Here is a 24633-nt window from a genome sequence, read left to right as displayed (position 1 = left end):
ACTACTATTCCTTATCACTAGAAGGAGAAAGCTTCATTAGGGCTAGGTAAATAACACCAGCTGCGAGAATGCCGTCTAACGCCGAGATGCTGGTTAATGAAAACAGGTTGAATAATTCAGGTGCGGTACAGGCGCTGAATGCAGTACCAAACGCCCAAGAGGCGAGGCCTTTAAACATCCACGCTGGAACTTGTTGGATGTTCTCAAAGCTCATTTTTGCAGAGTCTAAGACGTAGTATTGAACGATGTAGACGCCTGCAGCAGGGGCGATGGTCACGCTGAGGAGCATTAAGAAGTCAGTAAACTTGTTCACCATGCCGAGTTGAGCAATACCGATGCCGACGATGGTCATGATCACAACCAATACAGGGCGAGGGATCTTAGGCAGTACCATCGACATACATAAGCCACCTGAAGTCAGGTTACTACTGTTGGTCGTCCATTGCGCAAACACCAGTACGATGATGGCAGCCATACCCAAACCAAGCGTGAAGAAGACTTCTACTAGGTCGTCGGTGCCTGTCATTTTGGTCAGGATTAATGCAATGAGAATGATGGCACTGTTACCAACCAGAAAGCCGATACCTGCTCCGAGAATCGCATCACGGCGAGTCTTAGCGTAGCGAGCAATATCAGGTGCAGCGACGGCTGCAAGAATCCAAATAGACATAACGAAAGAGATGGCTTGGCCAAGTGTTAGAGGATCTTCAATGGTTGGAGCAGCGCCACCTTGGTAGTCGGCAGCCATGAACAAGCCAATGGTAATAAGCGTCACCATCAGAGGTACTGAATAGGTGCTGAGTTTACCTAAGGCACGAACGCCGTAGATGGCTGTCATCATCATTAATACACTGCCGCCAATCAGAGCGGTTAGGTGAGAAATCACAATGTCGTATTTTGCGAGAGCATCCACCATGATGAACGCAAAGAAATCAGCTTGGAAAGCAAACCAGCCGACTAGCGAAATACCGTTGATGAAACCAAGGATTTTACCGCCGTTACGACCAAACACTGCGCTACTCACGAGTGGAGTTGAAACGCCCGCTTGAAAACCGATGTTGGCACACAGCATCGCGATGACTGCGAGTAAGCTTGAACCGATAAATGTCGCTAGTAGCGCATCTTCAAAACCAATCCCGCTACTCAAAATTGAGCCAAGGAACAAGCCAGAGATATCGATACCGATAGCCAACCAGATAAGGCTGATCACCCACCAAGAACGTTTGGCCTTCTCGGGAACGGGTTCCAGTTCGAAGTCATCTATCTTTTTGTGGCTGTGTGTTGCTTCGGGTTTATTCATGTAAGCTTCTGTCGCCATAGCGCCATCCATGCATTGTTATTCCATAAGTGTGAATAAAGCATACTGATGTATTTATTGTTAATAAATGAATATAATCAGATGTAAACATATCAAGAACCAAATGTGAGTGGCAAAGTGAACCCAAACAATAAGTTAGATAAAAGAGACCTACGAAGATTAGAACTTTTTTGTGAAATTGTTGAGCAGGGAGGTATCAATCAGGCAGTCGCGAGCACCGGAATTAGTCAGCCTGTGCTCAGTAATCAACTTATTGCCTTGGAAAAAAGCTTAGAATTAACATTATGCCAACGTGGTCGGCGCGGTTTTAAGCTCACTCATGAAGGTGAGCAAGTGTATAAATATGCGAACCAGCTAAAATCAACCTTAACCGACTTCGCTTATAAGCTTCGAGGCGTTCAAACAGAACTTTCTGGGCACGTGCGAATTGGCTGTTTGGATAACACGGTGACTTTGCCCTACAACCCACTTCCAAAAGCGATAGAGACATTTTACCAACGCAGTAACAGTGTTGAAGTGAGTGTCGATGTCGGTGATTTCACTCAGTTGAATGAGAAGTTGGCAAAGAACCAGATAGATATGATGATCGTCGTTCTCGGGTCACATCAAAAATCAGCCTTTCAACATAAATACCCACTGTTTGAAGAGCACAGCTATCTCTATGCGCGTAAGGATCTGGCTGAGAAGATCATGGATAACGATTTTTCCCTTGATGGCTGTCGTATCAACATGGGTGGCTATGCCAAAGATGAGATGTTCCGATTACTTAATATTGAACAGTACGATTCCGTAAAGCCTTTTGATGGCTGGCATGTAGAGTCGGGTGTGATTCTCACCTTAGCGGGTACACACTTGAGTTTCTTGCCGTCTCACTTAATCGACCGTGGTCACTATGACCAGGCTTTGATCGCGCTACAACCGGACAAGTGGAGCCTGAAAAGTCAGTTTTATCTGGTGTTGAAGCAGCCTTTGGATTCTCTTTCTCCTGCCGCTCGCGCGTTTTTTGATGAGCTACACCAAACGGAACCATCGGGTTCAATCTAGAGAACTTTTCGCTTCTCAAGAGCACTTCTCGCTTCTCAATAGCACTTAAGATACTTTCCCCCCATATACAAAAAATCCTCTGCCATGACAGAGGATTTTTGTTTTTAATCGCTATGTGTGAAAACTAGCGGTTCTCAAAGCGGTTGTAATCCAACAGGCCGAACTCGATAGGTTGCGCTTGTTGATACCAACGATGGACACGGTCACTGAACGGCCAGAATTCCGGAGAGCTGCGTCGTACAGCAAACTTATCAAGTAACGCCACGTAGTCTTCTTCCGTGTTCAAGTTCTGGAGTGTTTTAACCAGAGTCGGAATGTCGCTTTCGGTTAGTGAGAGGTAAGCCGCTGGGTAGCTGCCTACAACGCCACGCACGAGTGTTAAGTCATCGTTGGCGTAATCTCGGTTACCTTCCTCATTAAACAGGCTCGAAATGTTGCTGTGAGCGTTGTTGTGAATCATGGTAAAGAGTTGCTCTTCGCCATTCTCGCCTTCAATCATGATCATCACCAACTGAGGAACGTGGCGTAAGCCTTCTCCCTTAATCAAGCTCACTTGATTCAGTAGCGCTTCATTCTTTTTACTAAAGCCTGTTTCGACAATATCAAAACGGTTATTCAGAACTGGCTCTAGCTTCTGTTTGATCATATCCAGCAATTCACGCTTAGGATCGGCCGTTTTGTACACCACGCTGGTTGGCTGATCGAAAGGCGCGATATTGCGCTGCAAGAAATCGCTCAATTGTACACTTTGGTTTTGATACCAGCTTGAGTGTTCAAGGTGGCGAACGTCTTTAGGAAGAAGAGTTAAGAAGTTACTCTCACCTTCGAGACGTAAGAAGTCCATGAACATACGCGTAATCAGCTGGTGGCCGAAGTTTCCGTATACATCGAAGCCGGCAACAAGCAGGTAGTGAATACGTTCAAGTAGGGCGTAATCAAGAATCCACGCCGTTTTAGGCTGCGGCCCAACCAGACCTTGAACAACGGAAGCGCTGTCAAAATGTCTGAATATCGTTAAAGCGGCATTCGGATTGGTGCCATTTCCGTCCCAAATGATGCCCGTATCGAGGTTTACGCCACTTTCAAACCATTTGTTGGTGAAGTCTGATTTAGCGTTTAGGTATCGTGCTTGTTGCTTAGAGTAACGTACCCAATTGGTCGCTGGGACTGTATTACTTTTCAACTCACCTGGAAGCTTCAAGTTTTTCTCTTGGCTTGCATAAAAGTCGTTAATCTCCGGCACATCAGCTTTCTCAGGGTCAATAAAGAACACCCAGAAGCGGTCATTAATCACATTGAGCGCAAGCTGACCACGACAAACTGGCCCTTTAATATACGCCATGATGGTGTTCTGTGCGTTATCCAACATGAAGTTGAAGCGAGAGTTAACAGGCAGGGCTTCAAACGAAGTCATTGGGTTAGCAGCAACATCAACGTCGTAGCTAGGCAGCTTATTTACGACGTAATCTGCATCAACAAACCACGTATTCCAATTCTGTAGGCGCTCTTTATTGAGCGCGAAAGGCATGTGTGTCTTGTCGACAATGGTGCCTTGCTCTGGAATCAATCGGTAGTAAACGCGAGAGACTTTTGGATCGTCGTAAGGGCGACGAGTGGTAATGCGCTGTACTGCTTCGCCCGGAGGTGTTGTAGAACGAACGATCGAGAAGAAACGTGTTGGCTGCCCTAAATCAGAAAAATAAACGTGTGATAGAAATAGGTGCTCGTAGATGTAACGTGCAGAAAGCTGGCTCTTTCTCGAACTCTTATTCAGGAATTTTTCATAGACATTAACCAGCTCTTGCTCGGCTTCGCTCAACGGAATATGTTCATTCATTAACGCGCCGTTTTCCAGCCAACTCATTAACGTCGCGTACTCGGTCTTGTCTAGGTTAGGCATCCCATAAGGCATGCCCCAAGTTGGGTAATCTCTTTCGTATTGAGCGTACTCTTCGATGGTCGGACACTGTTGGTCGCGATCAATCGAGAAGTCGAAACCTTCTAACTGCTTTTGGTCTGGAAGCGGATGGTTCTCTTTTTGAATAAGCATTCGAGATACAAGACCCGCATCAAGGTTAGCGGTTGAGTTTTGCATACGCTCGTTAAGCACAGGGTGGAAGTCGGCTTCACGCCACTCTTGAGTGGTCAATGCATCTTCAAATAGGCGAGTAGGGGCAGATGCCGTTAAACGCGTACCTTGATAAACGAGAGCCTTGCTTGCGCCACGATCGATACCTTCAACTGAAGACATTTTGAGTTGGCAAGGCGCATCATAACAAGCGTGACAAACCACACATCGGTTATCAATGATCGGCTTCACTTCGTTGATGAAGTGTTGTGATTGAGCCGAAAGAATAGGGGCTTGGCGATCGCGTACTTGCTGTTCACCAAACAGCTCGTCAAAGTTTAGACCCGCGTACACGGCACAACCTGAGAAGACGCTAACAAAAGCTAAGATGAAGAGTTTTTTCAAATTCATACGTATTTAAATATTAGGTATTTTCTCTAATTATATCGAAAATGATTGAAAATGCTCATGTTCTAACAATTTTGTAGATAAGATATTGATGGAACTGAGCCACTTATCGCGTCAGCCCCATCATCAAACCAAGGTTCAGAAAGCTTAGCTAAGGCTTATTGATTGACGTAACACACCGAAAAAGGAACAGACAAGCGTTCAAACTCTTTGATCCAACGCCACTGGTTGTCTTGCAATTTATCTCCCGATCCTTTGACTTCAATCCAATGAAATTCATCGCCTTTGAAAGCAATCAAATCTGGCATCCCAGTTCGGAATAGCTTTAGGTCACTCAATATCACCTTGAAGAGATCAACAAGTAGAGTGTTTGGAATGGAAGCAATGCTGTGCTCGATAAGTGCTTTAGGGAAATGATTCCAATGAACAAAAGGATTAGCGATGCCTTGCTTGTTATCGTAAGTATCAAGCAAATGACTGAGCCCGTGCTCGGATAGTGTTTGGAACACAGCTTCAATTTGCTCGACTCGTTTGTCTACGAAGTCTGAGTGATACAAGTCCAGTGGTCGATGTTGGTAACGATTGATAAAAGCACCTTCGACATCAGAGAAAATGACATCCCAGAAGGCCAAACCGAACAAGCCACACAGAAAGCTGTTCTCAGAGAAATAGACATCCCAACCTTGGCTTTCAAAGTGCTGCTTTACCGCAAGCTCAACTCTGGTTTGGCTGAGGTCTAACTCAAGTTTTATCTGCGTACAACTTGGCTTTGAAGGGCGGGGAACCTTGTTGCCCTGCTTGCGTAATAACCTCTGTTCAAGCTTAATCGCGACCTCTAGCTCTGATACATCCGATGGATTCTCTTGTATTTGCGTGACAATGTCACACATCAAGTCTAACTCGTCTTGTTTGTCATAGATGCGCGCAAGTCGCTCTCTGCTTGGAGAAAGCACCGATTGTTTAAACCAAAAGACAGCTTGCTCGTTTTGGTTAAGCCTTTCTAGATCGCGTGCCAGGTCGTTGATCAATCGCGACCGTTTTCTAGCAATACTTTTGTGTTCTGATTCTTCGGGTATAGCCTGTAAAAGACGTTCAATAAACTCAGGGTCTTTACGATCACCTTCGTAATACTGGTGTTGAATTTCACGCATTTCAAGCAATTGATTGATCTGTTCTCTAGCGGTGAAGAACCGACGTTGTTTGCTTAACGGGTAGTTTTCAAAGGTGTTGAGTCCAAGGTCACTTAACACGAACTGGCTTAGGTCTTGGTACGTATTGGCAAAAAACAGCAACAGCAATACATCAATCACCTGAGATTCGACAACGTAAATGCAATCGAACGATAGGCTTTGGAACTGTTCAAAAGCTTGTGGTTCAAGCAACGCTAACAGTTGATCTTTTTTAGCTGCCTTGTTGCTCTTAAGAGATGGGAATACATTTAGCAACTCAGGCTTAGTGAGCAGGTTCAATCCAAGTTCGAGCTGACTGACTTCTAAGTCATGCTTGTCCGTTGGGTGACTTAACGTAATGAAGCGTGATGAGTTTAGCTCTTGTAATGCAGTGTCTATATCTGGGATTTCAACATAAGCGAGCTTGTCACTACGAAACCAGCAGCCTTTACGAGAAAGCAAACGAACCATTAAACACTGGCTTGAAACAGAAAGGCGCTTGTATTCAGACAACCAACGGCACTCATCGTCACTCAGAAGATCAGGGTAGAGATTTTGCGCGTGTTCAACCAATCGATTGAAGTTGTCGAGATAATAAGTAGGCGAGAATTGGGGAGTGGTTTCTATCGTCAATGGAGAAGTCGCTTGATACAAAAAGAGCCTAACCCTAAGGTTAAGCTCTTCAGTAACAAATTCAATCTTTTCTGATGATTAAGCTTGCGATGCTTTTAGTTCAGCAACTTTCGCTTCAGAGATTGGCTTAGTGATGATTGCTAGAACAATACACACTGCCATCATAACTGCAGAGATTGTGTAAGCTAGACCGTAACCTTCGCCATTTGCCATTGAGAAACCAACAACTGCTGCACCGATAGCGCCACCGATACCCCATGCCGTGTAAAGCACGCCGTAGTTAGTACCGTAGTTTTTCAGGCCGTAGAATTCAGCAGTTAGTGTTGGGAATACTGCTAGAAGCGTACCGTAACCAACAGCTGCGATTGCTGTACCAATGATTAGCGTGAATTCAGAGTTGAACGTAGCAAATAGAGCCATGTTCGCGCCTTGAAGGATGAACGCTAGAAGTAGAGTACGTACACCACCGATTTTATCTGCAAGCATACCCGCAGCAACACGGCCGCCTGAGTTGAATACTGCAAGGATAGACGCTAGGTAAACTGCGTTTGGCAGGTTAGCTTGAACGCTAGCGATTGTAGTGATGTTACCGATGATCATTAGACCAACAGATGCAGCAAATGCGTACATGATCCATAGAGAGTAGAACTGAGGAGTCTTCAGCATTACTTTCCACGTTAGGTCTTCAGTCTTCTTAACCGCTTTAGGTGCTTGGCCTGCTTTTACTTTAGGCTCAGCTGGCGTGTAATCCGCTGGTGGGTTGTTGATTGTTGCTGCTAGAGGTACTGCGATTGCAAGTACACCAACACCAAGAATCATAAAGCTTGTTTGGATACCCATGCTGTCGATTAGCGCAGAAGTTACTGGTGCTAGGTAAATAGCTGCAAGACCGAAGCCCGCTGCGATTAGACCGTTAACCATACCTTTCTTAGAAGAGTGGAACCACTTCATTGCTGATGGAGAAAGACATGCGTAACCGAAGCCGATACCAGCACCTGTCATAATACCGAACGTGATGTTCAGCATCATAGGTGTTGTAGCGAAACCAGAAGCAATCATGCCTATGCCTGTTAGAGCCGTACCTAGGATTAGGATCTTACGTGGACCCATACGGTCTTGTAGGATGCCTGCAACAAGAAGACAAACAGAGAATGTGATAGTTGCAATAGCGTAAGGAGAAGATGCTTCAGCAGCACTCCAACCAGCTTCAGTTACTAGCGCTTTGTTAAATACACTCCAAGCATACAGGATGCCAAGACAAAGGTTGATACAGAAGCCTGCTAGCAGGATACGTGTTGCTTTATCAATCTTGCTCATTTTTATTCTCGGTTCTGTCTTTTGTTTAGTAACAGTCACTCAACGAAAGACGGGTTATTGTCATTGTTTCTTCAAAATTAGTTTGCGTTTATCAACAGATACCGCAAAAGAGCGCGGATTATAACCAATAAAAATGTGATTGGAATCTCTTTTTCCATTTTTGGTAAATTAAATTCACTTTGTTAACAGGTTGTTTTTTGTAAGTTTTTAAATTGTTCTCAACACCTTTCTATTTTGTTCTTTTTAGGCGTGTCGCCTTATTATTTCAGGGATTTTTGGGTATTGGTTTTTTAATAGCCACGTATTACGTGCGGATATCACAGAGTTACAAATTATTTTAAATAATTTCTAAAGTTAATTTTGTGTAACAAAATAAATTGAAATGGGACTTTTTCTATGTAGGACAAGTGATAACGGACTTTCTCAAAAATCAACTTGTTAACACGATGTTAAATATGGTTTTGTGGTTAATATTTATACACAAACTGGTCATGTTTTGGGCTTGTGTTCTCCTCAAAAACAAGGAAAATAGCATGCAAAATGAGATTCCAAATTTGAAAGGATGCGTTTCCAGTCTATTGCGAGGCGAGTATTATGAAACTGTTTTTAATTCTATTGATGTCAATTTCTGGTGGTGTAGCGGCAGCTGACCATATTCACTCTTTCCTATTCGGCTTCTATGTTGCGGCTCTAGCTGTTGGTAGTTGCTACTGGCTTGCATTCCGCAGTACGCGTTTCCCACAGCTGGCATTAGTGCTATTGATGTGTGGCTTTTTTGCGAAAATTGCAGTGACTGTTATCGGTGTTTCCTGGGGTATCTCGAACGATATCATTCAATCACCGTTCATTTTCTCATTGTCATACCTGTTCTTCTTAGTGGTTGTGTCTTACGTTTGGTTTGCATACCGCGATAAATTGACGCTAAAAAAGCGTGCTAAACAGGTAGAAGAGTCTCGCAAACAAGCGGCAGCATAATTTGATTTGATTTGATTTGATTTGATTTGATTTGATTTGATTTGATTTGATTCTTAAAAAGCCTTCTTCGGAAGGCTTTTTTGATCCTGTCTACCTGAACTCTGTTATTTAGTTATGACGGTAGATAAAAGAAACCCCAGTATGGCGACATACTGGGGTTTCTTGTTTTTGAGTCTCTATGAAAAGCGTTCTATTTCTTCATCATCTTCGCGAGATCAGCAAATGGGTTATGCGTAGCCGTTTGGTGATCGTCTAAACGTGCTTTTGCGTCCACACCATAACGCTCATGGTCAGTGTATTTTGAGTGCTCATGATCGTGACAGTACAGGCACAATAGTTCCCAGTTACTGCCGTCTTCAGGGTTGTTCGTATGGTCGTGATCCACGTGGTGAACGGTCAGCTCTCTTAAGTTCGAGTAAACGAATTCACGTGCACATTTACCACAAACCCATGGGTACAGTTTTAGTGCCTTTTCGCGGTAGCCTTTCTCTTGGCGAGCGTACGCTGCACTCGAGCCTGTGTAATCAGAAGACATTGCCAAATCCTTATCAATTATAATCCCCCGATTTTATCACAGCTTTCTGGAACGGGTAGGGCTGTCGTTGCTAAATGGTGCGGTAGATTAACCAACATTGAATGAGGTTAGAAATAGGACACGAATAGATGCCTACCTTTGACATGAGCCATCTTGTAAAACGGGTTATGTCTTTCTGGAATAAGCCATGCTTAACAGTTTGAAAATAAATCGTATTCAGGGGTTTTAACCAAGGACATGTGACCTAATATCAGTTTGTGAGACCCTATATTAATAAGGAAATATCATGTCACAACAATACACACCGCCAAAAGTTTGGGTTAACGATGCTGCTGGTGGTAACAAGTGGGCAAACATTAATAGTCCTGAATCTGGCGCTCGATTTGATAAAGAGCTTCCTGTTGGTGACCACGCCTTGCAACTGTATTCTCTTGGTACGCCTAACGGTCAGAAGGTCACTATCATGCTAGAAGAGTTGTTAGCGGCGGGTGTTAAAGAAGCTGAATATGATGCGTACTTGATCAATATTGGTGAGTCAGACCAATTCTCTTCTGGTTTTGTTGGTGTAAACCCAAACTCGAAGATCCCAGCTCTGCTTGATAAATCAGGCAACGAAGATGTAAATGTATTCGAATCGGCTTCTATCTTGATGCATCTAGCTGAAAAATTTGGTCACTTCTTGCCGAAAGAAGGGGCAGCGCGCGCGCAAACCATCAACTGGTTGTTCTGGGCACAAGGTTCAGCCCCATTCCTAGGCGGTGGTTTCGGCCACTTCTACGCTTATGCGGATGAAAAGCAAGAATACCCAATTAACCGCTTCGCAATGGAAGCGAAGCGTCAACTAGATGTGTTAGACAAGCAACTCGCTAACAGCACTTTTGTTGCGGGAGAAGAGTTCAGCATCGCTGATATCGCGATTTGGCCTTGGTATGGCAACCTTGTGCTGGGCAACCTATATGATGCCGCTGAGTTCCTGCAAGTTGAGTCTTACACCAACGTAGTTCGCTGGGCGAAGTTGCTAGAAGCCCGTGAAGGCGTTCAGCGTGGCCGTATTATCAACCGTTCATGGGGCGAAGAGTGGGAGCAACTTCCTGAGCGCCATTCTGCAGAAGACATTGATAACGTGCTGAAACTAAAGCCTTAGTTTTATTTAGATAGATAGAAGCGCCACATATTCTTTTTGAATGTGGCGCTTTTTTGATCCTTCAATGAATCAATCTGAGTCTTATTATTACATACTAGTAAAGGTGATTTGATTTTAATTGGGATTATCATCAATTTTGTTATAAATATAATGCACTCCATCAGAAAAATTTTGCCTTTAGGCATGGTGGGTAAGCGAATGCTGAAACAGAAAGAGAAGATTGTTGTGGTTGGTGGCGGCGCTGCTGGCCTTGAATTGGTTACGCGTTTAGGTCGTGATAAACGTTATGATGTGACACTTGTAGAGCCATCGTCACACCACTACTGGAAACCGCGCTTACACGAAATTGCAGCGGGAACATTCGACGAAGAACTCGATGCTGTCAGTTACTTCCAGCATGCATCTTGTAATGGGTACACCTACGTTCAAGCTTCAATGAGCGGCTTAGATCGTGCTAATAAAGTGATCAAGCTGAATCATTTTAGCGGTACGACACAAGAACTAGAATACGACTATCTTGTTATTGCAGTCGGCGCCATTAGCAATGACTTTAAAACAGAAGGCGTGAGTGAACACTGTTTATTCCTCGATTCAGCAGTGCAAGCACAAAAAGCTTGGCAGGAGATCAACCCTCTATTGAGAGCAAGCAGTCAGCGCAAAATTTCAATTGTTGGCGCAGGTGCAACAGGCGTTGAACTGGCGGCGGAGCTAGCAAAAGTGAGCGCCAAGCTACAGCGCTATCGTCAGGAAGGCAGCCTTGAAATTACTTTGATTGAAGCGGCTGATCGCGTGTTGCCTGTTGGGCCTGAATGCATGTCGAAACGAGTTCATGAAGCTTTGATAAAACAAGGCATTAACGTTAGAACCGGCACTCGAATTCAAAGAGCTGAAGAGGCGAAATTAGTCACTTCAGAATATGAGGTTATTTCAGCAGATCTGCAAATATGGGCTGCTGGTATTAAATGTGCGGATTGGCTAAGCGAACTAGACGGCTTAGAGACAAATCGAATCAATCAATTAGTGGTAGATCAGACACTAAGAACAACCAATGACAATGATATTTTTGTCCTTGGCGACAGTGCTGAGTGTCCACAACCGGATGGTTCTTTTGTTCCACCAAGAGCTCAAGCTGCCAATCAAGCTGCGGGTCATTTGGCTCAGCAGTTTAAGCATTTAGCGAAAGGTAAGGCATTACAACCCTTTGTGTTCCACGATGGAGGAATGTTGGTAGCGGTTGGGCATGACTATGCGGTCGGCGCGTTGATGAATGACAGAGTACTTTTGCGTGGTAGATTTGTACGAAACCTTTACGACACTATTTTCCGTTTACATCAAAGAGTGTTGTTTAGTTGGGGACGTGTGAGCGCATTGGTTGTACTAAAAAGACTGAAATGTGCGCTAAACCCATACAGTAAAAAGATCTAACTTGAGGCTTACCCTCAGGTTGATACGTCAATGAGCGCCATACATAAGGCTATGTATGGCGCTTTTGTTTTATGCAAAAGACAGTCTAGAACTGCGATATCGAGTAAAATCGAGAGTGCTGATTTGGCTGGCTTATAATATTTAGCTTTAGCTATTGAATGCGGTTTAGGTATAAACTTGCGACATCATAATTCTAAAGGATGGTGCCATGTACCACGGTCATATCTATTTCCCTCTGCGCTTTGCAGAGCAAGCAGAAACACTGCGTCAGAAAATTCTATCGGAACGTAAAGATGTATTAGAGGTTTTTCCGCTAATCCAGCGTTTGGTTGGTCCGCATAAAATGCCGATGTTTGAAATTCACTTTGCTAACAAAGAGTCGGGTATTGTTGAGTGGCTTGAACAAGAGCGCGGCGATATGTCGGTGCTGATTCACCCAGTAACGGGCGGTGAAGAGACGCTAGACCACACAGTACGTGCGATTTGGCTTGGTCGTGAACTAGGTGTATTCGAAGAGACACTAAGTAGCTAATTTAATTCGCGCCCGACAGTTTTTAGCTAATCAACGTTTTTAATAAACATAGCTGCTGTCGGGTGTATCAAAGCTCACTAATTTTCGAATGATTTCCTTTTTAAATTCTAGCTTCTCCAGCTATTTCCCAGTAACAGCGATACCGCTACCGACACACCTAGTGCGATTAAGATATTGGGTAAGTAAAGTCCCCAAATCGCGACACAAACCGCCACGGTTACCACAGCCCACAATAGTGTTTCTAAAATCCAAGTGCCCATAACATAACTCCTAACTAGATTGTGCGATTAGCATAACCAAGACAAGGTAAACTTTTGGTCACCATCAATTGAGCATCTAGAAAACCGCTACAGAATTACTTTAACGTTGAACTCATTGTTGTTGGTTTCATGAGTAAACTGCCAACCTTGGTTGTGACAAACACGTTCAATGAGCTCTAGGCCGATACCAAAAGAGGTTTGTTGTTCAGAGTTGTTTACCATGTTTTCGTCTTTCAAATGGTTGGTTACCTCAAACTGATGTTCTGTCAGCGTGATCCTGATATCTCCGCTGCCACCATGTTGGAATGCATTTCGAACTAAATTGGTGAGCACAACTTCAGTGAGCTCTCGAGGAAGGTTATGTTCTTCTTGAAAAACCTTGATTTGAATATCGACTTTTTTGTTTTTCAAAAGGTAACGCTGGCTTTCAATAATGCTGTCGAGTAGGGGAGCGAGCTTGATTTGCTCATAGTTGGTTTCCATCTCGTTATTGCGGCTCATCCACAGCAGAGTCGTCACTAAGGCTTTCATGTTGGTGGCTGAGCGTTGGATTCGTGCGACGGCACGTTGACCGCTGTTCGGAATGCTTTCAGACAATCGAACCAACATATCGCCACTGGCTGAAATGGTGGCAATCGGTGTTCTTAGTTCGTGGCTTGCAGTTTTTAAGAAGAAGCTCTCACGCTCATTGGCTTGGCGTTCGCCTTGTACGCTTTTAACCAGTTGAGAAGCCAACTTATCGATCTCTTTATACCGAAACTGAGTCAGTCCTTGAGTGTTGTTCACATCAAGAGATTCAGACCATTTGGATAAGGTAATAATCGGTTTGGTGACTCGGTGTATCAGAAGGCGAATGATCAAGAACACCAAAAGTAAAAGAGCACCGATGGCGATAAAGGCACTGTTTATTTGATTCACGGATTCTGGTGGGTTGAGTTCGAATAGATTCAGGTAGATCGCTTCATCGTACTCAGAAATGATGTACAAGGCTTCGTCTTTGTCAGAAATCTGATGTTTGGCTGCATAGAGGTATTGCCCTGACTCATTGCTAGATGAAGCCTCGTAGTGTTCATAAATAGCGTCGTTATCAAATGTATTCCAATCAAAGGCTTGTTGAAATTTAGCGGGCAGTTCCGAATAGGTTAGAAAGGCTTGGAATGTCGGATTTTGATAGTCTGGCAGTTGCCCGGTTTCGATGTAACGTTGCTCTGCGACTTCTAGTTCATACAAGAATCCATATTTTGCCGACTCATTAAGGCCAATATGATAACTCTGAGACACCATTAAGCTGTAGATGGCAGTCAATAGCACGACAATGCCAAACAGGTAGAGGTAAATGTCGCGCTTAATACTGACTCGATTCATGTTTGCCTGTTTCATGATTGCTCCTCATGTAAGACAACACCAATGCCATGAACTGTGTGAATTAGCTTTGAATCAAAGGGCGCATCAACCACTTGGCGAAGCTTAAACAGGTGCGCTTTTACGCTGTCAGAGCTTGGCATTTCGTCTTCCCATGCCTCTTCAAGCTTAGCTTTGCTCACCACGTTAGGGCTGTTTCGCACTAACATCACGAGCATTCGCCAACATACTGGAGAAAGCTTCAATAGCTTGCCGTCTCTAATGGCTTGATGCTTATCCAAGTCCAACTTGAGGTCTGCCACGGACAATGAAGTTACGGAACCTTGAGCACGACGAACAAGTGCCATTAACCGTACTTTGAGTTCTTCCATTGCAAAAGGCTTCACTAGATAGTCATCCGAACCGACCTCAAACCCTGCGATCTTGTCTTGTAACGTGTCTCTTGCCGTCAGCATGAGAATTGGAGTGGTCACGCCTTGCTGGCGAAGAGATTGGCAGACATCAAGCCCGTCCATTTTGGGCATGTTGATGTCCGTTAAGATGATGTCATAACGCCCCTCTAACGCAAGATTGAGCCCAGCGCTGCCATTGTAAGCAAAATCGAATTCGAAACCGTCGAGTTCCATATAGTCTGCAATGGCTTCTGCCAAGTCACTGTCGTCTTCAATCAACAGGGCGTTAATGCTCATAAGTGTCCTTACTTTGTTTCTCGTTCTCTTTTCCAAGCCCAGATAGGCGGCTGGATAAGAAGTTGTAGTCGGTAGTTCCAATTTGGCGCGTGCCATAACTGCTGGCACAGTTTAACGTAGCCGTGGAAATATACCTTAAATGGGTTCACAGAGTTGATTCTAGGGAACACACCGTATCTGACTTCTTCCTCTTCTTTGGCGAACGTACCGAACATACGATCCCAAATGATCAATATCCCAGCGTAGTTCTTATCAAGGTACTGTTTGTTGGTTGCGTGATGCACTCTGTGGTGTGAAGGTGTATTGAACACGGCTTCAACAGGACGAGGTAATCGCTTAACTGTTTCCGTGTGCAATAACGTTTGGTATAGCTGCACAAAGGTTTCACACATAAGCACGACAAACGGGTTAAAGCCGAGCAGAATTAACGGCAAGTGAAAGAAGAATGGGAAGAACCAATCCAAAGGCCCAAACCGGTAAGCGACCGAGATATTAAAGTAAGGCGAGCTATGATGAACCGAGTGTGTACCCCATGCTAAGCCGTTGCTGTGCAAGAATCTGTGCTCCCAGTAGTACGCGAGATCGGCCAAGATCAAGCAACCAAGAATTGTCCAACCGGTTATTGGCAGTTGAGTCAGGCTGAAGTTCTCGTAGGCGTAAACAAACGCACCCACATAAGCTAATCCGACAAAGAAAACGGTAACCAATAAGAAGAACAAGGTGACTAAGTTAGTCGCGCTGTCACCCAACATGTTCCAACTTAGCTTTTTCTTAAAGGCATAGCGTATAAGCTCAAAGATAAACAGAGCCAGAGCAAGCAGTAGAAAGTTATCATCAACCCAAGTCTCGGTCAGGATGACGCTTGTTTCTGTGAATGTTTGAGAGAGAAAGTTCCCAATGCTATCCATAGTGAAATCCATAACTAAATCCTTTACTGACCATTCTTATAATAGACGTATAACTCGCTGGAATCTGGCAACCCATGCTGATTCAATTGGTGGTGCTCGATAACCATATCTACCTGTTTTAAGACTGCAATACCTTCCCAAGCCAGCGCTAGCTCCTGCTCAGTATGCTCGCCTTGGCTCAGTAACAAAGTGCCTTCAGACTTGCTTGGAACCTTAATTAAGGTGCTGTTTTTATTTGATGTTGATTGCTGAGTCGGGAAACCAATCGTGACTGTAGCCTTGCTGAAGTCTGAGCTGATGTCTTGATAGATCACGATGACTTTTTGTTGCTCTGCGATCTCCTCATCATTGGCTTCTAGGTTTTGGTAGAAATCGACCCACAACTCTGGAACGTCTTCCAAAGGAATGGTTTTGCTTAAGCCTCGCAGGTAAGTCGTGCTTGCGGTCGCTTGTGGTTTGACCTCTGATGATTGTTTCTTTGAGGCGTTGTTCGTTGATGACTCAGTTATTGACTGCTCAGTCGATGTATCCGCAATCGCGGGCTGAATATGTAATAGCCCCCAAACTGCGCCAGTAATACCGACAGTCGTGAGTAATGAAGCGAATAATTTCATGCTCTTTCCTTGTTTTTCATTTTTCTTATCAAGGACAGTAAAGGAGCTAAGGTAAACAAAAGGTAACCGAGTTTCTCGTTGATCGAGTCTGGCGCCTAATTTTCTAATACAGCAATTTGGGACACTTTTTCCCAAGCTGAATTGGTAATACTGGCGCCATATTCATTTATGGGCTCAATAATGCTATTCAAACATCCCATCTCTCTGCTGACGATTATTCGGCTGAATCCATTAAAGGTCGCTGCGACCTGGTTAATGGTGCTGGCGGAAAACGTGATGCTTATTCTGTTGCCGCTGTTTATTGGTTACGCCATCGACGGCGTGTTAAACCAAAGTTTCCAGCCTTTGGTGATGCTAGCCGCGATTCTTTTTGTGCTGGTGATCATCAGTGTTGTTCGTCGTTTTTACGATACCCGTGTTTATGGGGCGATTCGTGTAAAGCTGGCGAGTATCGTTGAGCGAAACCTGCGTGGTTTATCTGTATCAACCAAAGACGCGCGACTCACCATGTCGCGTGAGCTGGTTGATTTCTTAGAAGACGATTTGCCTGCTTTGATGACGGCCGTGGTGCAGCTTGTCGCGACTGTGGTGATTCTCTCTACGTTTCACTTCTCATTGGCGCTTTGCATGTTGTTTGCTGGGCTGTCGATGCTGGCCATCTATGGTTTGTTTCATAGAACATTCAGGCGGCTCAATGGCCAATTTAACGATCAAGTCGAACAGCAAGTTCAACTGTTGAGTGGCGTTCGCTTATCTGCGCTTCGTTGGCACTTTGAGCGACTTAAACAGTGTGAAATCAAGCTTTCAGACACCGAGGCCATTGTTTACGGGCTGATCTTTACCGTGCTGTTTGGCGCAGTCGTGGGCAATTTGTGGATGGTGAGCCAGCTAATTCAGCCTACTGCAGGGCAAGTGTTCTCAATCGTTACCTATTCATTGGAGTTTGTTGAAACCGCAGTGATGTTGCCAATTACTCTGCAAACCCTTTCTCGTCTTACTGAGATCAGTCAGCGACTCAATCATACCTCTGTCCAACAGGCTACCAAGGAGATGCCTTATGAAGTTTAAAAAGCCACTTTCGGTATTAGTCGGTTGTGCGGCTATCTTTGCTGCCTTGATTGTTGTCGACGAATTGGAACCTGAGGCAGCGGAACCTGTGAAGAAACAAACAGTATTGGCACCGGTTTCTGTATTGGAGGTGACACCTTCGCAGCACGAATCGACGTTAACGGTACTAGGCTTAACCGCTGCTCGTTGGCCAATTCAACTGAAAGCCTCGAGTAGTGCGCAACTAAAATGGCTGAATGAAAGCATCGAACCGGGACATTTAGTGAATAAGGGCGATGTGTTGGCGAGGCTAGATAGTAGCGCTGTTGATGCGAACTTGGCGCAAGCGTTAAGTGCGTTAAAACAAGCGGAGCTGGAATTGAAACAGGCTAAGCATGAACAAACGGTCGCTCTTAAAATGCTCAACCCAAAAACAAGTTCGTCCTTTGCGCGCAGAGAACCTCAAGTGCTTGCAGCAAAAGCCAACCTGCAACAAGACCAACAAGCTTATGTCAGTGCGAAGAAGCTAGTCGAAGAGTCAGTGATTACTGCGCCTTTTGATGCGGTCGTCATGAAGCGTCACATTAGCCCAAGAGAGTGGGTAGAGGCGGGGCAAGTGACCTTTGAGTTAGCCGCCAGTGATTCGATTGATATCGAGCTTCCAATTTCTGAATTACATTGGCAACAATACAGGCTGCCTTGGTTAAGCCGAGCATTCGTGTCGTGAGTCGTTCTGGGAATCAATGGCCGGCAAAGGTGCGCTATGTATCACCGCAAGTGGACTCGGTGACTCGTCAAAGGCAAGTCGTGCTGTCGGTTGAGGCACCTTATCAAAACAAACCAAGGCTTTTCCCTAATCAGCAGGTTCAGGCTGTGGTTAATTTAGGTCTAAAAGATGATGTGGTAAGCGTACCTCTGAGCGCGATGACGCGAGATGGCTATGTGTGGACGTTAGATACAGAAGATCGTTTGCGAAAAGAGTCGGTAACGCTTATTGGGCAAGGCAGCCAAGAGCTTGATATTCGCTTCAACGATCAAAGTGATAAGGCTCGTCGCGTGGTGCAATATCCGCTTTCTTCAATGCTAATCGGTAAACAAGTCGCGCCTAGATTCAATGGAATCCATTCTGAAGCCATGCTCGCGGGTAAATCTGATGCCAAACAGATTAAGGAATCAAACCAATGAGTTGGATGACAAAATGGTTCATTAATAACCCAGTCGCTGCCAATCTGTTGATGATGGCGATTGTGATCAGTGGTGTGCTTGCGTTTGGGCAACTGCGTGTCGAGTCGTTTCCACAAATTGCCCCATCATCAATCAGTATTACTGTGGCTTATCCTGGCGGTACGGCGCAACAGATTGATGAGAGCGTGACTCAACGAATCGAAGAGTCGATCAGCGGCATTGCAGGCATCAAACAGATCACCAGCCAATCGAGTGCTGGCGTGTCTAGAGTTGTGGTTCGTAAAACCAGCAGCACAGACTTAGATAAGTTGTTGGATGATATTCGTAACCAAGTTAACGCCATCAACGGCTTTCCTGTGCAAGCCGAAAGACCACAAGTGGTGCGCAATGAATTCACCAATTTAGCAGCGTTTGTGGTGGTATCAGGTCCAAGAACCGATGACGAGCTGCAACCTATCGCGAAGCAGCTTGAACAAGCGCTGAAGAAGAACCCTCAAATATCGAAGGTATCAAACTGGGGAACTCGAACGCCCCAGTTGGTTATCGAGCCTGATCCTGACCAACTGAAAGCGCTGGGGTTGAGCTTGGAAGATCTTGCAGGTTTAGTTGAGCAGCGTTCGCTTGAATCTCGCAGCGGTGAGCTTATCAGTGACAAAGGCCGGATGGTGATTCGTGGTGACGGTTACGCCGATGATTTGCAGAAACTGAATCAGCTTGTCGTGATTTCAGGGAGCAACGGAAAAATACACTTGGGAGACATCGCCAAGCTAACCCGTGGCTACCAATACAGCGGCTCTGTTGTGCGTAACAACGATTCCAATGCCATCGCTTTATTGGTCAGTACTAGCCAAACCGACAATCTGCTTAAAGTCAGTGAAGCGATCAGTGAAACACTGGATGTGCAACGTGCGATTCTGCCTTCGGATATTGAGCTGAATACCATGGCTGATATGGCGCCTTACATTGAAGAACAACTGTTTCGTTTGAGCGAAAACGCATGGCAAGGTTTGTTGATAGTGCTGATTTTACTTGGGATATTTCTTGAGATTAGGCTCGCGTTTTGGGTCGCAATGGGGATTCCGATAGCACTCACTGGAACGCTCGCCGCAATGCAGTGGTTTAACTACAGCATCAACGACATCACCTTGTTTGGTTTTATCTTGGTACTCGGTGTGCTGGTGGACGATGCGGTTGTTGTCGGGGAAGCGATACATGAAAAACGGAATTCTCCTAATATAAACGGAAAGACAGCCGCTTGGCAGGGCGTGCATTCCGTGTCGGTGGCAACTGTATTCGGTGTGCTGACAACCATTGCTGCATTTTCTCCAATGCTATGGATTAACAATGAGCTAGCCAAGGTACTAGCTGGGTTTTCGGCAGTGGTTATATTCGCTTTGATCTTCTCGCTGATTGAAAGCAAATTTATTCTACCGTCGCACTTGGCTCAGCTTTCAGTGAAAAAGCCATCTACAAGTATCTTTGCCAAGATGCAGAATACCGCTCAAGGTGGTTTGCAGTGGTTTAATCTCAACATCTATAAGCCAGTATTGGAGTTTGCACTTGGCTACAAGGTGGCGTCCCTGCTTGGGTTTGTCGCGGTTATTTCACTGGCTTATGGCATGTGGTCAAATGGTGCGATTCGCAGTGCGCTGTTCCCTGAAATTCCGGGGCGTTACATCACTGCGGTGATTGAGTTAGAAGACGGCGCGCCGTTGCCACTGCAGCGCCAAGCCTTGTTGCAAGTAGAGCAAGCGATGATGCAGGTAGAGAAAGGCTTAATGGACGATTATCCCTTGCAAGAAAAGCCCGTCGTAAACCTGCTCGCGTGGTCTGATGGCTATGGTGAAATTGAAGTGACCGCTGAGCTAACCAATGAATCTTTAAGTTTTTTGCCAGGCAATTTATTGCTGAAGGGATGGCGAGAGAGTACAGGGCAAATCGAAGGCGCTTACTCGGTGAAATTCAGTGCAGCAGAGGAGCCTGCTGGCGGCACATTCTTAACGATCTCTTCCAACGAACGTGATCTGGCTTCTCGTGTCAGTGGGCAGCTAGCAGATACTCTAGCGTCCTTAAATGGCGTTTCGGATGTTTACGATGATGGTCAGGATGGTTTACCGCAAGTTCGCTTAGTGTTGAATCAATATGGTCAGCAACTAGGGTTAACTCAAGCCACATTAGCTCAACTCGCCGGAGAAGCGTTTGGTGAAAGAGAAGTGCATCGCTTGTTAGAAAATGGACAAGAGACCAAGGTGTTGCTGCAATACCCAAGAGATGAGCGTCGAACCTTAGCTCAGCTAGAACAAGCCATAATTATGTTGCCGAATGGCGGCAGTGTGATGATGGGCGATATCGCTGAGTTCCGTCACGAGCAAGAGCCGCAAGTGGTTTACCGCCGCGATCGTGAGCAAGTGATAAACCTGTATTGGAAGCAAAATCGCGACCTACAATCACCAGAGAAAACACGTGAGCAACTTGATGATACGATTGAATCTCTGCACCTGCAATATCCAAGCGTAACCATTAAAGCGGGCGGTGAGTTTGAAGAGATAGGGGAAGTGTCGGATGGCTTTAAATCGGCAATGATTCTGACCTTGCTAATGATCTACATCTTGTTGGCTGTGCCTCTGAAGTCTTACTGGCAGCCGATGATTATCATGGCGGTAATACCGTTCGGGTTCGCAGGTGCGATATTTGGTCACTACTTAATGGATTTGCCAATCAGCATTCTCTCAATGTTCGGCATGATGGCCATGACGGGTATCGTGATTAACGGCTCGTTGGTACTGATCACGCGCTTTAATGCTGAATATCGCCAAGGCGTGCCATTACAGCAAGCGTTAGTGATTGCAGGTACTAGCCGTTTGAGAGCGATCTTCTTAACCACGATAACCACTGTGTGTGGGTTGTTGCCGTTACTGAGCGAAACTGCGGAACAGGCACAATACTTAAAGCCTGCGGGGGTGTCGTTGGTGTTTGGTGAACTGTTCGCCACTGCGGTAACGCTGATTTTGATACCTGTGTTGCTTGGTTTGTTTTGCCGCAAACCGCCTCAAGTTGAAGATCTAATCAAAAATGGAGCGGTCGAACAAGAACCACAGGTACAGACACAGCTCACTTTGGAGCGCTTGTGATTGATTTTATAAAGGACAAAGACGATAGTGAAGCCAAGCGATCGAATTCAATCAAGTCGACAGATATAAGAGCTTCTATGCCTGAAAACAAAGACCGTATGACGAAAGAGAACAAACCTGATTATCAATTGGTGCCCGGTTTTAAACTGGTGCCTGAGATTGCATTGATTGAATCTTTGCCAGAGCACCTTCAAAAACGCTTTAGTCATGCGCTTACTTTGATGCATGAAGAGTGGGGTGAGCGTCGTACTTGGGAAGAGATCGCCACCGAGAGCGCAATTTCTCCGTATCACTTTCATCGTCAGTTTACTGAGCTATTTAATGAAACACCGGGGCAGTATCTGAGTCGCGTTCGATTACAAATCGCCGTGGGTTTGTTGATTAATGATGAGCCGTGGAGCGTGATTGAAATTGCTCAGTATTGTGGCTTCTCATCGTCACAGTCTTTAGGTAAGGCGCTTAAACGTGAATTAGGGGTGCCGGCAAAACATATTCGAGAAATGGGCTACAACGCGACACCTAAGGAGACGGCGGATTTCATTCAGAGATTGGCGCATCTGGGGGTACAGTCTTCAATGGAACAAGAATTGGTTAAGTCAATGCCGACCGAGCTGGTTTGGTATCCAGAACGCGGTATGCAGAAGCTTAAACTGGACGATCCTGATTGGGATACCGTGTTTGAGATGTATGGTCAGAAATCGACACAACTCATGGGCACCACACCGATAAAGCAGATGAGAAACAAGTGGGACGATATAGACGCTGAAATCGGAAATTGGCAAGTGGCCAGAGACCGTTACGACAAGATCGTTCCAGAAGGTTACTACCTATGTAGCGATGTTTATCTGGTTTCAGATGTGGCTTATAGCACAGCCTTAGAAGCGCTGTTTAATGCGGTTAAGCAGCAAGGTTTACAGTTAGATGTGAACGGCTATTTGGTGGAGATGATTCGCCATATAGATGATGACGATGTGGAAGGGGTGACTTTCTCTTTCCAGTTGCCGGTTTTAACCACACAAGACAGCGAATAATAAAAAGGCTCCTCATATGAGGAGCCTTTTGTTTTAAGTGTTTACCAAGAGCCTCTGTTTATCATCTAAACAGAGTAGTGGGATTAAGCCTCTGCAGTCACTTTAGAATCGCTCATCTTTTTAAGAGCAGCGTAACCAAAACCTGTTACCGCTGTACCAGCTGCAATCGCCACTAGGTACATAAGTACTGGAGAGATAGCGCCAGGAATCAGTAGTACGAATAGACCGCCGTGTGGAGCCATTAGTTGTGCACCAAACATCATTGATAGAGCACCAGTTAGTGCGCCACCTGCCATACATGCTGGGATAACACGCATTGGATCTTTTGCTGCGAATGGGATTGCGCCTTCAGAGATGAAGCATAGGCCAAGAACGAATGATGCTTTACCTGCTTCACGCTCGCCTGCTTCAAACTTATCTTTCACTAGGAAAGTCGCAAGACCCATACCTAGAGCAGGAACCATACCTGCTGCCATGATTGCTGCCATTGGTGCGTAAGTTTGCGAAGCTAATAGACCAACACCGAATGTGTAAGCCGCTTTGTTTACAGGGCCACCAAGGTCGAAACACATCATTGCGCCTAGTATCACACCTAGAAGAATCGCGTTAGACGTTCCCATGTTGTTTAGGAAAGTCGTCATTGCACTCATCACGCCAGAAACAGGACCACCTACGATGTAAACCATCACCAAGCCAGTGAACAAACTCGCGATAAACGGAATGATCAGGATTGGCTTAAGGGCTTCCATAGATTGTGGAAGTTGAACCTTGTCGGCAATGAACTTAGCAGAGTAACCGGCAATGAAACCCGCCGCGATACCACCTAGGAAACCAGCACCTGTAGAACTAGCTAGCATACCGCCGATTAGACCTGGAGCCAGACCCGGACGGTCAGCAATCGAGAATGCAATGAAACCAGCAAGAACAGGAATCATCAGTGCGAATGCAGAACCACCACCGATAGTCATCAGTGCTGCTGCCAGTGTGCCTTCTTCTTTAAACGCTTCGATACCGAATACGAAAGAGAGTGCGATGATCAAACCGCCCGCAACAACCACAGGAAGCATGTGAGATACACCTGTCATTAGGTGCTTGTACACGCCTTTCTTCTCGTCAGCAGGTGCTGAATTTGAAGAAGCTGTGTGTTGGTATGGTTTAGCTTCTGCGAACGCTTTTTCCATCTCTTGCTTTGTTTTCTTCAAAGCAGGACTTGTTGTTGTTTTGTACAGCGCTTTGCCGTTAAAACGATCCAGTGGAACATCGATGTCTGCTGCGATGATAACAAGATCAGCGTCTGCGATTTCTTGGTCTGTTAGTTGGTTTTTCGCACCTACAGAGCCGCGAGTTTCCACTTTGATTTGGTGACCTAGGCGTTTACCTTCTGCTTCAAGCGCTTCAGCCGCCATGAAGGTGTGTGCAACACCCGTTGGGCAAGCGGTAATCGCTACGATCTTTTTGCTGCCTGTCGCTGGTGACGTACCAGTTACTGCAACCGTTTCTTCAACTTGAGAAGCGTCTAGTACCGTTGCTTCTGCTACCGCTTTCTCTAGAAATGCTTTTGCATCTGCTGTGCATTCAGAGATAGCCGCTTGGTACACTTTTTTGCCAACAAAACGCGCTTTATCAACGTTTGTGTTAGCTGCGATAACCACAACGTCGCTGCTGTCGATAGCGTCTTGCGATACTGGAGATTCAGGTAGCACGCTTGATTGACATTCAATAGCAGCGTTCCAACCCAGTGCTTTTGTCGCTTGCTCTAACAAGCCCGCGGCGATGATGCTGTTTGCTACGCCACTTGGGCAAGCTGTGATAATGGTAATATTCATAATAAACCTTTT

19 protein-coding genes and 1 pseudogene are annotated in these 24633 nt (G+C 45.4%); 9 read left to right on the top strand and 11 right to left on the bottom strand.

Annotated features, from left to right (window positions below; translation table 11 throughout):
• Positions 1 to 4: 4 nt before the first annotated feature.
• Positions 5 to 1330 (bottom strand): cytosine permease, encoded by a 1326-nt coding sequence (locus tag ITG10_RS24200; protein ID WP_017632306.1) that lies wholly within the window; start codon positions 1328 to 1330, stop codon positions 5 to 7.
• Positions 1331 to 1423: 93 nt separating this feature from the next.
• Between ITG10_RS24200 and ITG10_RS24195 the strand changes: the two genes are divergently transcribed.
• Entirely contained in the window at positions 1424 to 2362 is a 939-nt protein-coding gene (locus ITG10_RS24195; RefSeq protein WP_248386970.1) for a LysR family transcriptional regulator, read from the top strand.
• Between the two features lie 124 nt (positions 2363 to 2486).
• Here the strand turns inward: ITG10_RS24195 and ITG10_RS24190 are convergent, their stop codons facing one another.
• The 3 genes from ITG10_RS24190 to ITG10_RS24180 form a co-directional block, all read right to left on the bottom strand.
• A complete protein-coding gene (locus ITG10_RS24190; protein WP_017632308.1) occupies positions 2487 to 4841 on the bottom strand; it encodes a fatty acid cis/trans isomerase in 2355 nt (784 codons plus the stop codon).
• A 155-nt stretch (positions 4842 to 4996) separates the two neighbouring features.
• Positions 4997 to 6661 carry a VRR-NUC domain-containing protein gene (locus ITG10_RS24185; protein ID WP_017632309.1) on the bottom strand — a complete coding sequence of 555 codons (1665 nt, stop codon included), beginning with the start codon at positions 6659 to 6661 and terminating at the stop codon, positions 4997 to 4999.
• Positions 6662 to 6718: 57 nt separating this feature from the next.
• Positions 6719 to 7957 (bottom strand): OFA family MFS transporter, encoded by a 1239-nt coding sequence (locus tag ITG10_RS24180; protein ID WP_017632310.1) that lies wholly within the window; start codon positions 7955 to 7957, stop codon positions 6719 to 6721.
• A gap of 594 nt (positions 7958 to 8551) precedes the next feature.
• Here ITG10_RS24180 and ITG10_RS24175 point away from each other — a divergent pair.
• Positions 8552 to 8932 (top strand): hypothetical protein, encoded by a 381-nt coding sequence (locus ITG10_RS24175; RefSeq protein WP_017060877.1) that lies wholly within the window; start codon positions 8552 to 8554, stop codon positions 8930 to 8932.
• Between the two features lie 190 nt (positions 8933 to 9122).
• Here ITG10_RS24175 and ITG10_RS24170 read toward each other — a convergent pair whose 3' ends face one another.
• Complete coding sequence (locus ITG10_RS24170) at positions 9123 to 9467, bottom strand: YajD family HNH nuclease (RefSeq protein WP_017632311.1); 345 nt, start codon at positions 9465 to 9467, stop codon at positions 9123 to 9125.
• Between the two features lie 286 nt (positions 9468 to 9753).
• Between ITG10_RS24170 and yghU the strand changes: the two genes are divergently transcribed.
• The 3 genes from yghU (at position 9754) to ITG10_RS24155 (ending at position 12568) form a co-directional block, all read left to right on the top strand.
• Positions 9754 to 10611, top strand: a complete 858-nt coding sequence (gene yghU / locus ITG10_RS24165; protein ID WP_017632312.1) for a glutathione-dependent disulfide-bond oxidoreductase — start codon at positions 9754 to 9756, stop codon at positions 10609 to 10611.
• Between the two features lie 198 nt (positions 10612 to 10809).
• Complete coding sequence (locus ITG10_RS24160; RefSeq protein WP_017632313.1) at positions 10810 to 12036, top strand: NAD(P)/FAD-dependent oxidoreductase; 1227 nt, start codon at positions 10810 to 10812, stop codon at positions 12034 to 12036.
• 208 nt (positions 12037 to 12244) lie between these two features.
• A complete protein-coding gene (locus ITG10_RS24155) occupies positions 12245 to 12568 on the top strand; it encodes a DOPA 4,5-dioxygenase family protein (protein WP_017632314.1) in 324 nt (107 codons plus the stop codon).
• A 107-nt stretch (positions 12569 to 12675) separates the two neighbouring features.
• On the opposite strand, the gene ITG10_RS24150 is transcribed toward ITG10_RS24155, so the two are convergent.
• From ITG10_RS24150 to ITG10_RS24130, 5 genes are all read right to left on the bottom strand, one after another.
• Positions 12676 to 12828, bottom strand: coding sequence for a hypothetical protein (locus ITG10_RS24150; protein WP_009844874.1), 153 nt, complete (start codon positions 12826 to 12828; stop codon positions 12676 to 12678).
• Between the two features lie 87 nt (positions 12829 to 12915).
• On the bottom strand, positions 12916 to 14208 hold the full coding sequence (locus ITG10_RS24145) for a HAMP domain-containing sensor histidine kinase (protein ID WP_017632315.1): 1293 nt from the start codon (positions 14206 to 14208) through the stop codon (positions 12916 to 12918).
• Positions 14205 to 14879 carry a response regulator transcription factor gene (locus ITG10_RS24140; protein ID WP_017632316.1) on the bottom strand — a complete coding sequence of 225 codons (675 nt, stop codon included), beginning with the start codon at positions 14877 to 14879 and terminating at the stop codon, positions 14205 to 14207. Before ITG10_RS24140 ends, ITG10_RS24145 begins: the two co-directional genes overlap by 4 nt.
• 8 nt (positions 14880 to 14887) lie before the next feature.
• Positions 14888 to 15799: a sterol desaturase family protein gene (locus tag ITG10_RS24135; RefSeq protein ID WP_017632317.1), complete on the bottom strand. Its 912-nt coding sequence runs from the start codon at positions 15797 to 15799 to the stop codon at positions 14888 to 14890.
• Positions 15800 to 15810: 11 nt separating this feature from the next.
• Complete coding sequence (locus tag ITG10_RS24130) at positions 15811 to 16401, bottom strand: hypothetical protein (RefSeq protein WP_017632318.1); 591 nt, start codon at positions 16399 to 16401, stop codon at positions 15811 to 15813.
• 180 nt (positions 16402 to 16581) lie between these two features.
• Here ITG10_RS24130 and ITG10_RS24125 point away from each other — a divergent pair, with 180 nt between their 5' ends.
• The 4 genes and pseudogenes from ITG10_RS24125 (at position 16582) to ITG10_RS24110 (ending at position 22795) form a co-directional block, all read left to right on the top strand.
• Positions 16582 to 17469 (top strand): ABC transporter six-transmembrane domain-containing protein, encoded by an 888-nt coding sequence (locus tag ITG10_RS24125; RefSeq protein WP_017632319.1) that lies wholly within the window; start codon positions 16582 to 16584, stop codon positions 17467 to 17469.
• Positions 17459 to 18633: pseudogene (locus ITG10_RS24120) on the top strand (efflux RND transporter periplasmic adaptor subunit). The gene ITG10_RS24125 and the pseudogene ITG10_RS24120 overlap by 11 nt, the downstream one beginning before the upstream one ends.
• Complete coding sequence (locus ITG10_RS24115; RefSeq protein WP_017632320.1) at positions 18630 to 21764, top strand: efflux RND transporter permease subunit; 3135 nt, start codon at positions 18630 to 18632, stop codon at positions 21762 to 21764. The pseudogene ITG10_RS24120 and the gene ITG10_RS24115 overlap by 4 nt, the downstream one beginning before the upstream one ends.
• A complete protein-coding gene (locus ITG10_RS24110; protein ID WP_026084389.1) occupies positions 21761 to 22795 on the top strand; it encodes an AraC family transcriptional regulator in 1035 nt (344 codons plus the stop codon). Before ITG10_RS24115 ends, ITG10_RS24110 begins: the two co-directional genes overlap by 4 nt.
• Positions 22796 to 22878: 83 nt before the next feature.
• On the opposite strand, the gene fruA is transcribed toward ITG10_RS24110, so the two are convergent.
• A complete protein-coding gene (gene fruA / locus ITG10_RS24105) occupies positions 22879 to 24621 on the bottom strand; it encodes a PTS fructose transporter subunit IIBC (protein WP_017632322.1) in 1743 nt (580 codons plus the stop codon).
• Positions 24622 to 24633 lie beyond the last annotated feature (12 nt).

Source organism: Vibrio sp. ED004 (assembly GCF_023206395.1).
Classification (GTDB): domain Bacteria; phylum Pseudomonadota; class Gammaproteobacteria; order Enterobacterales; family Vibrionaceae; genus Vibrio.
This window is presented reverse-complemented; position numbering and strand designations above follow the sequence as displayed.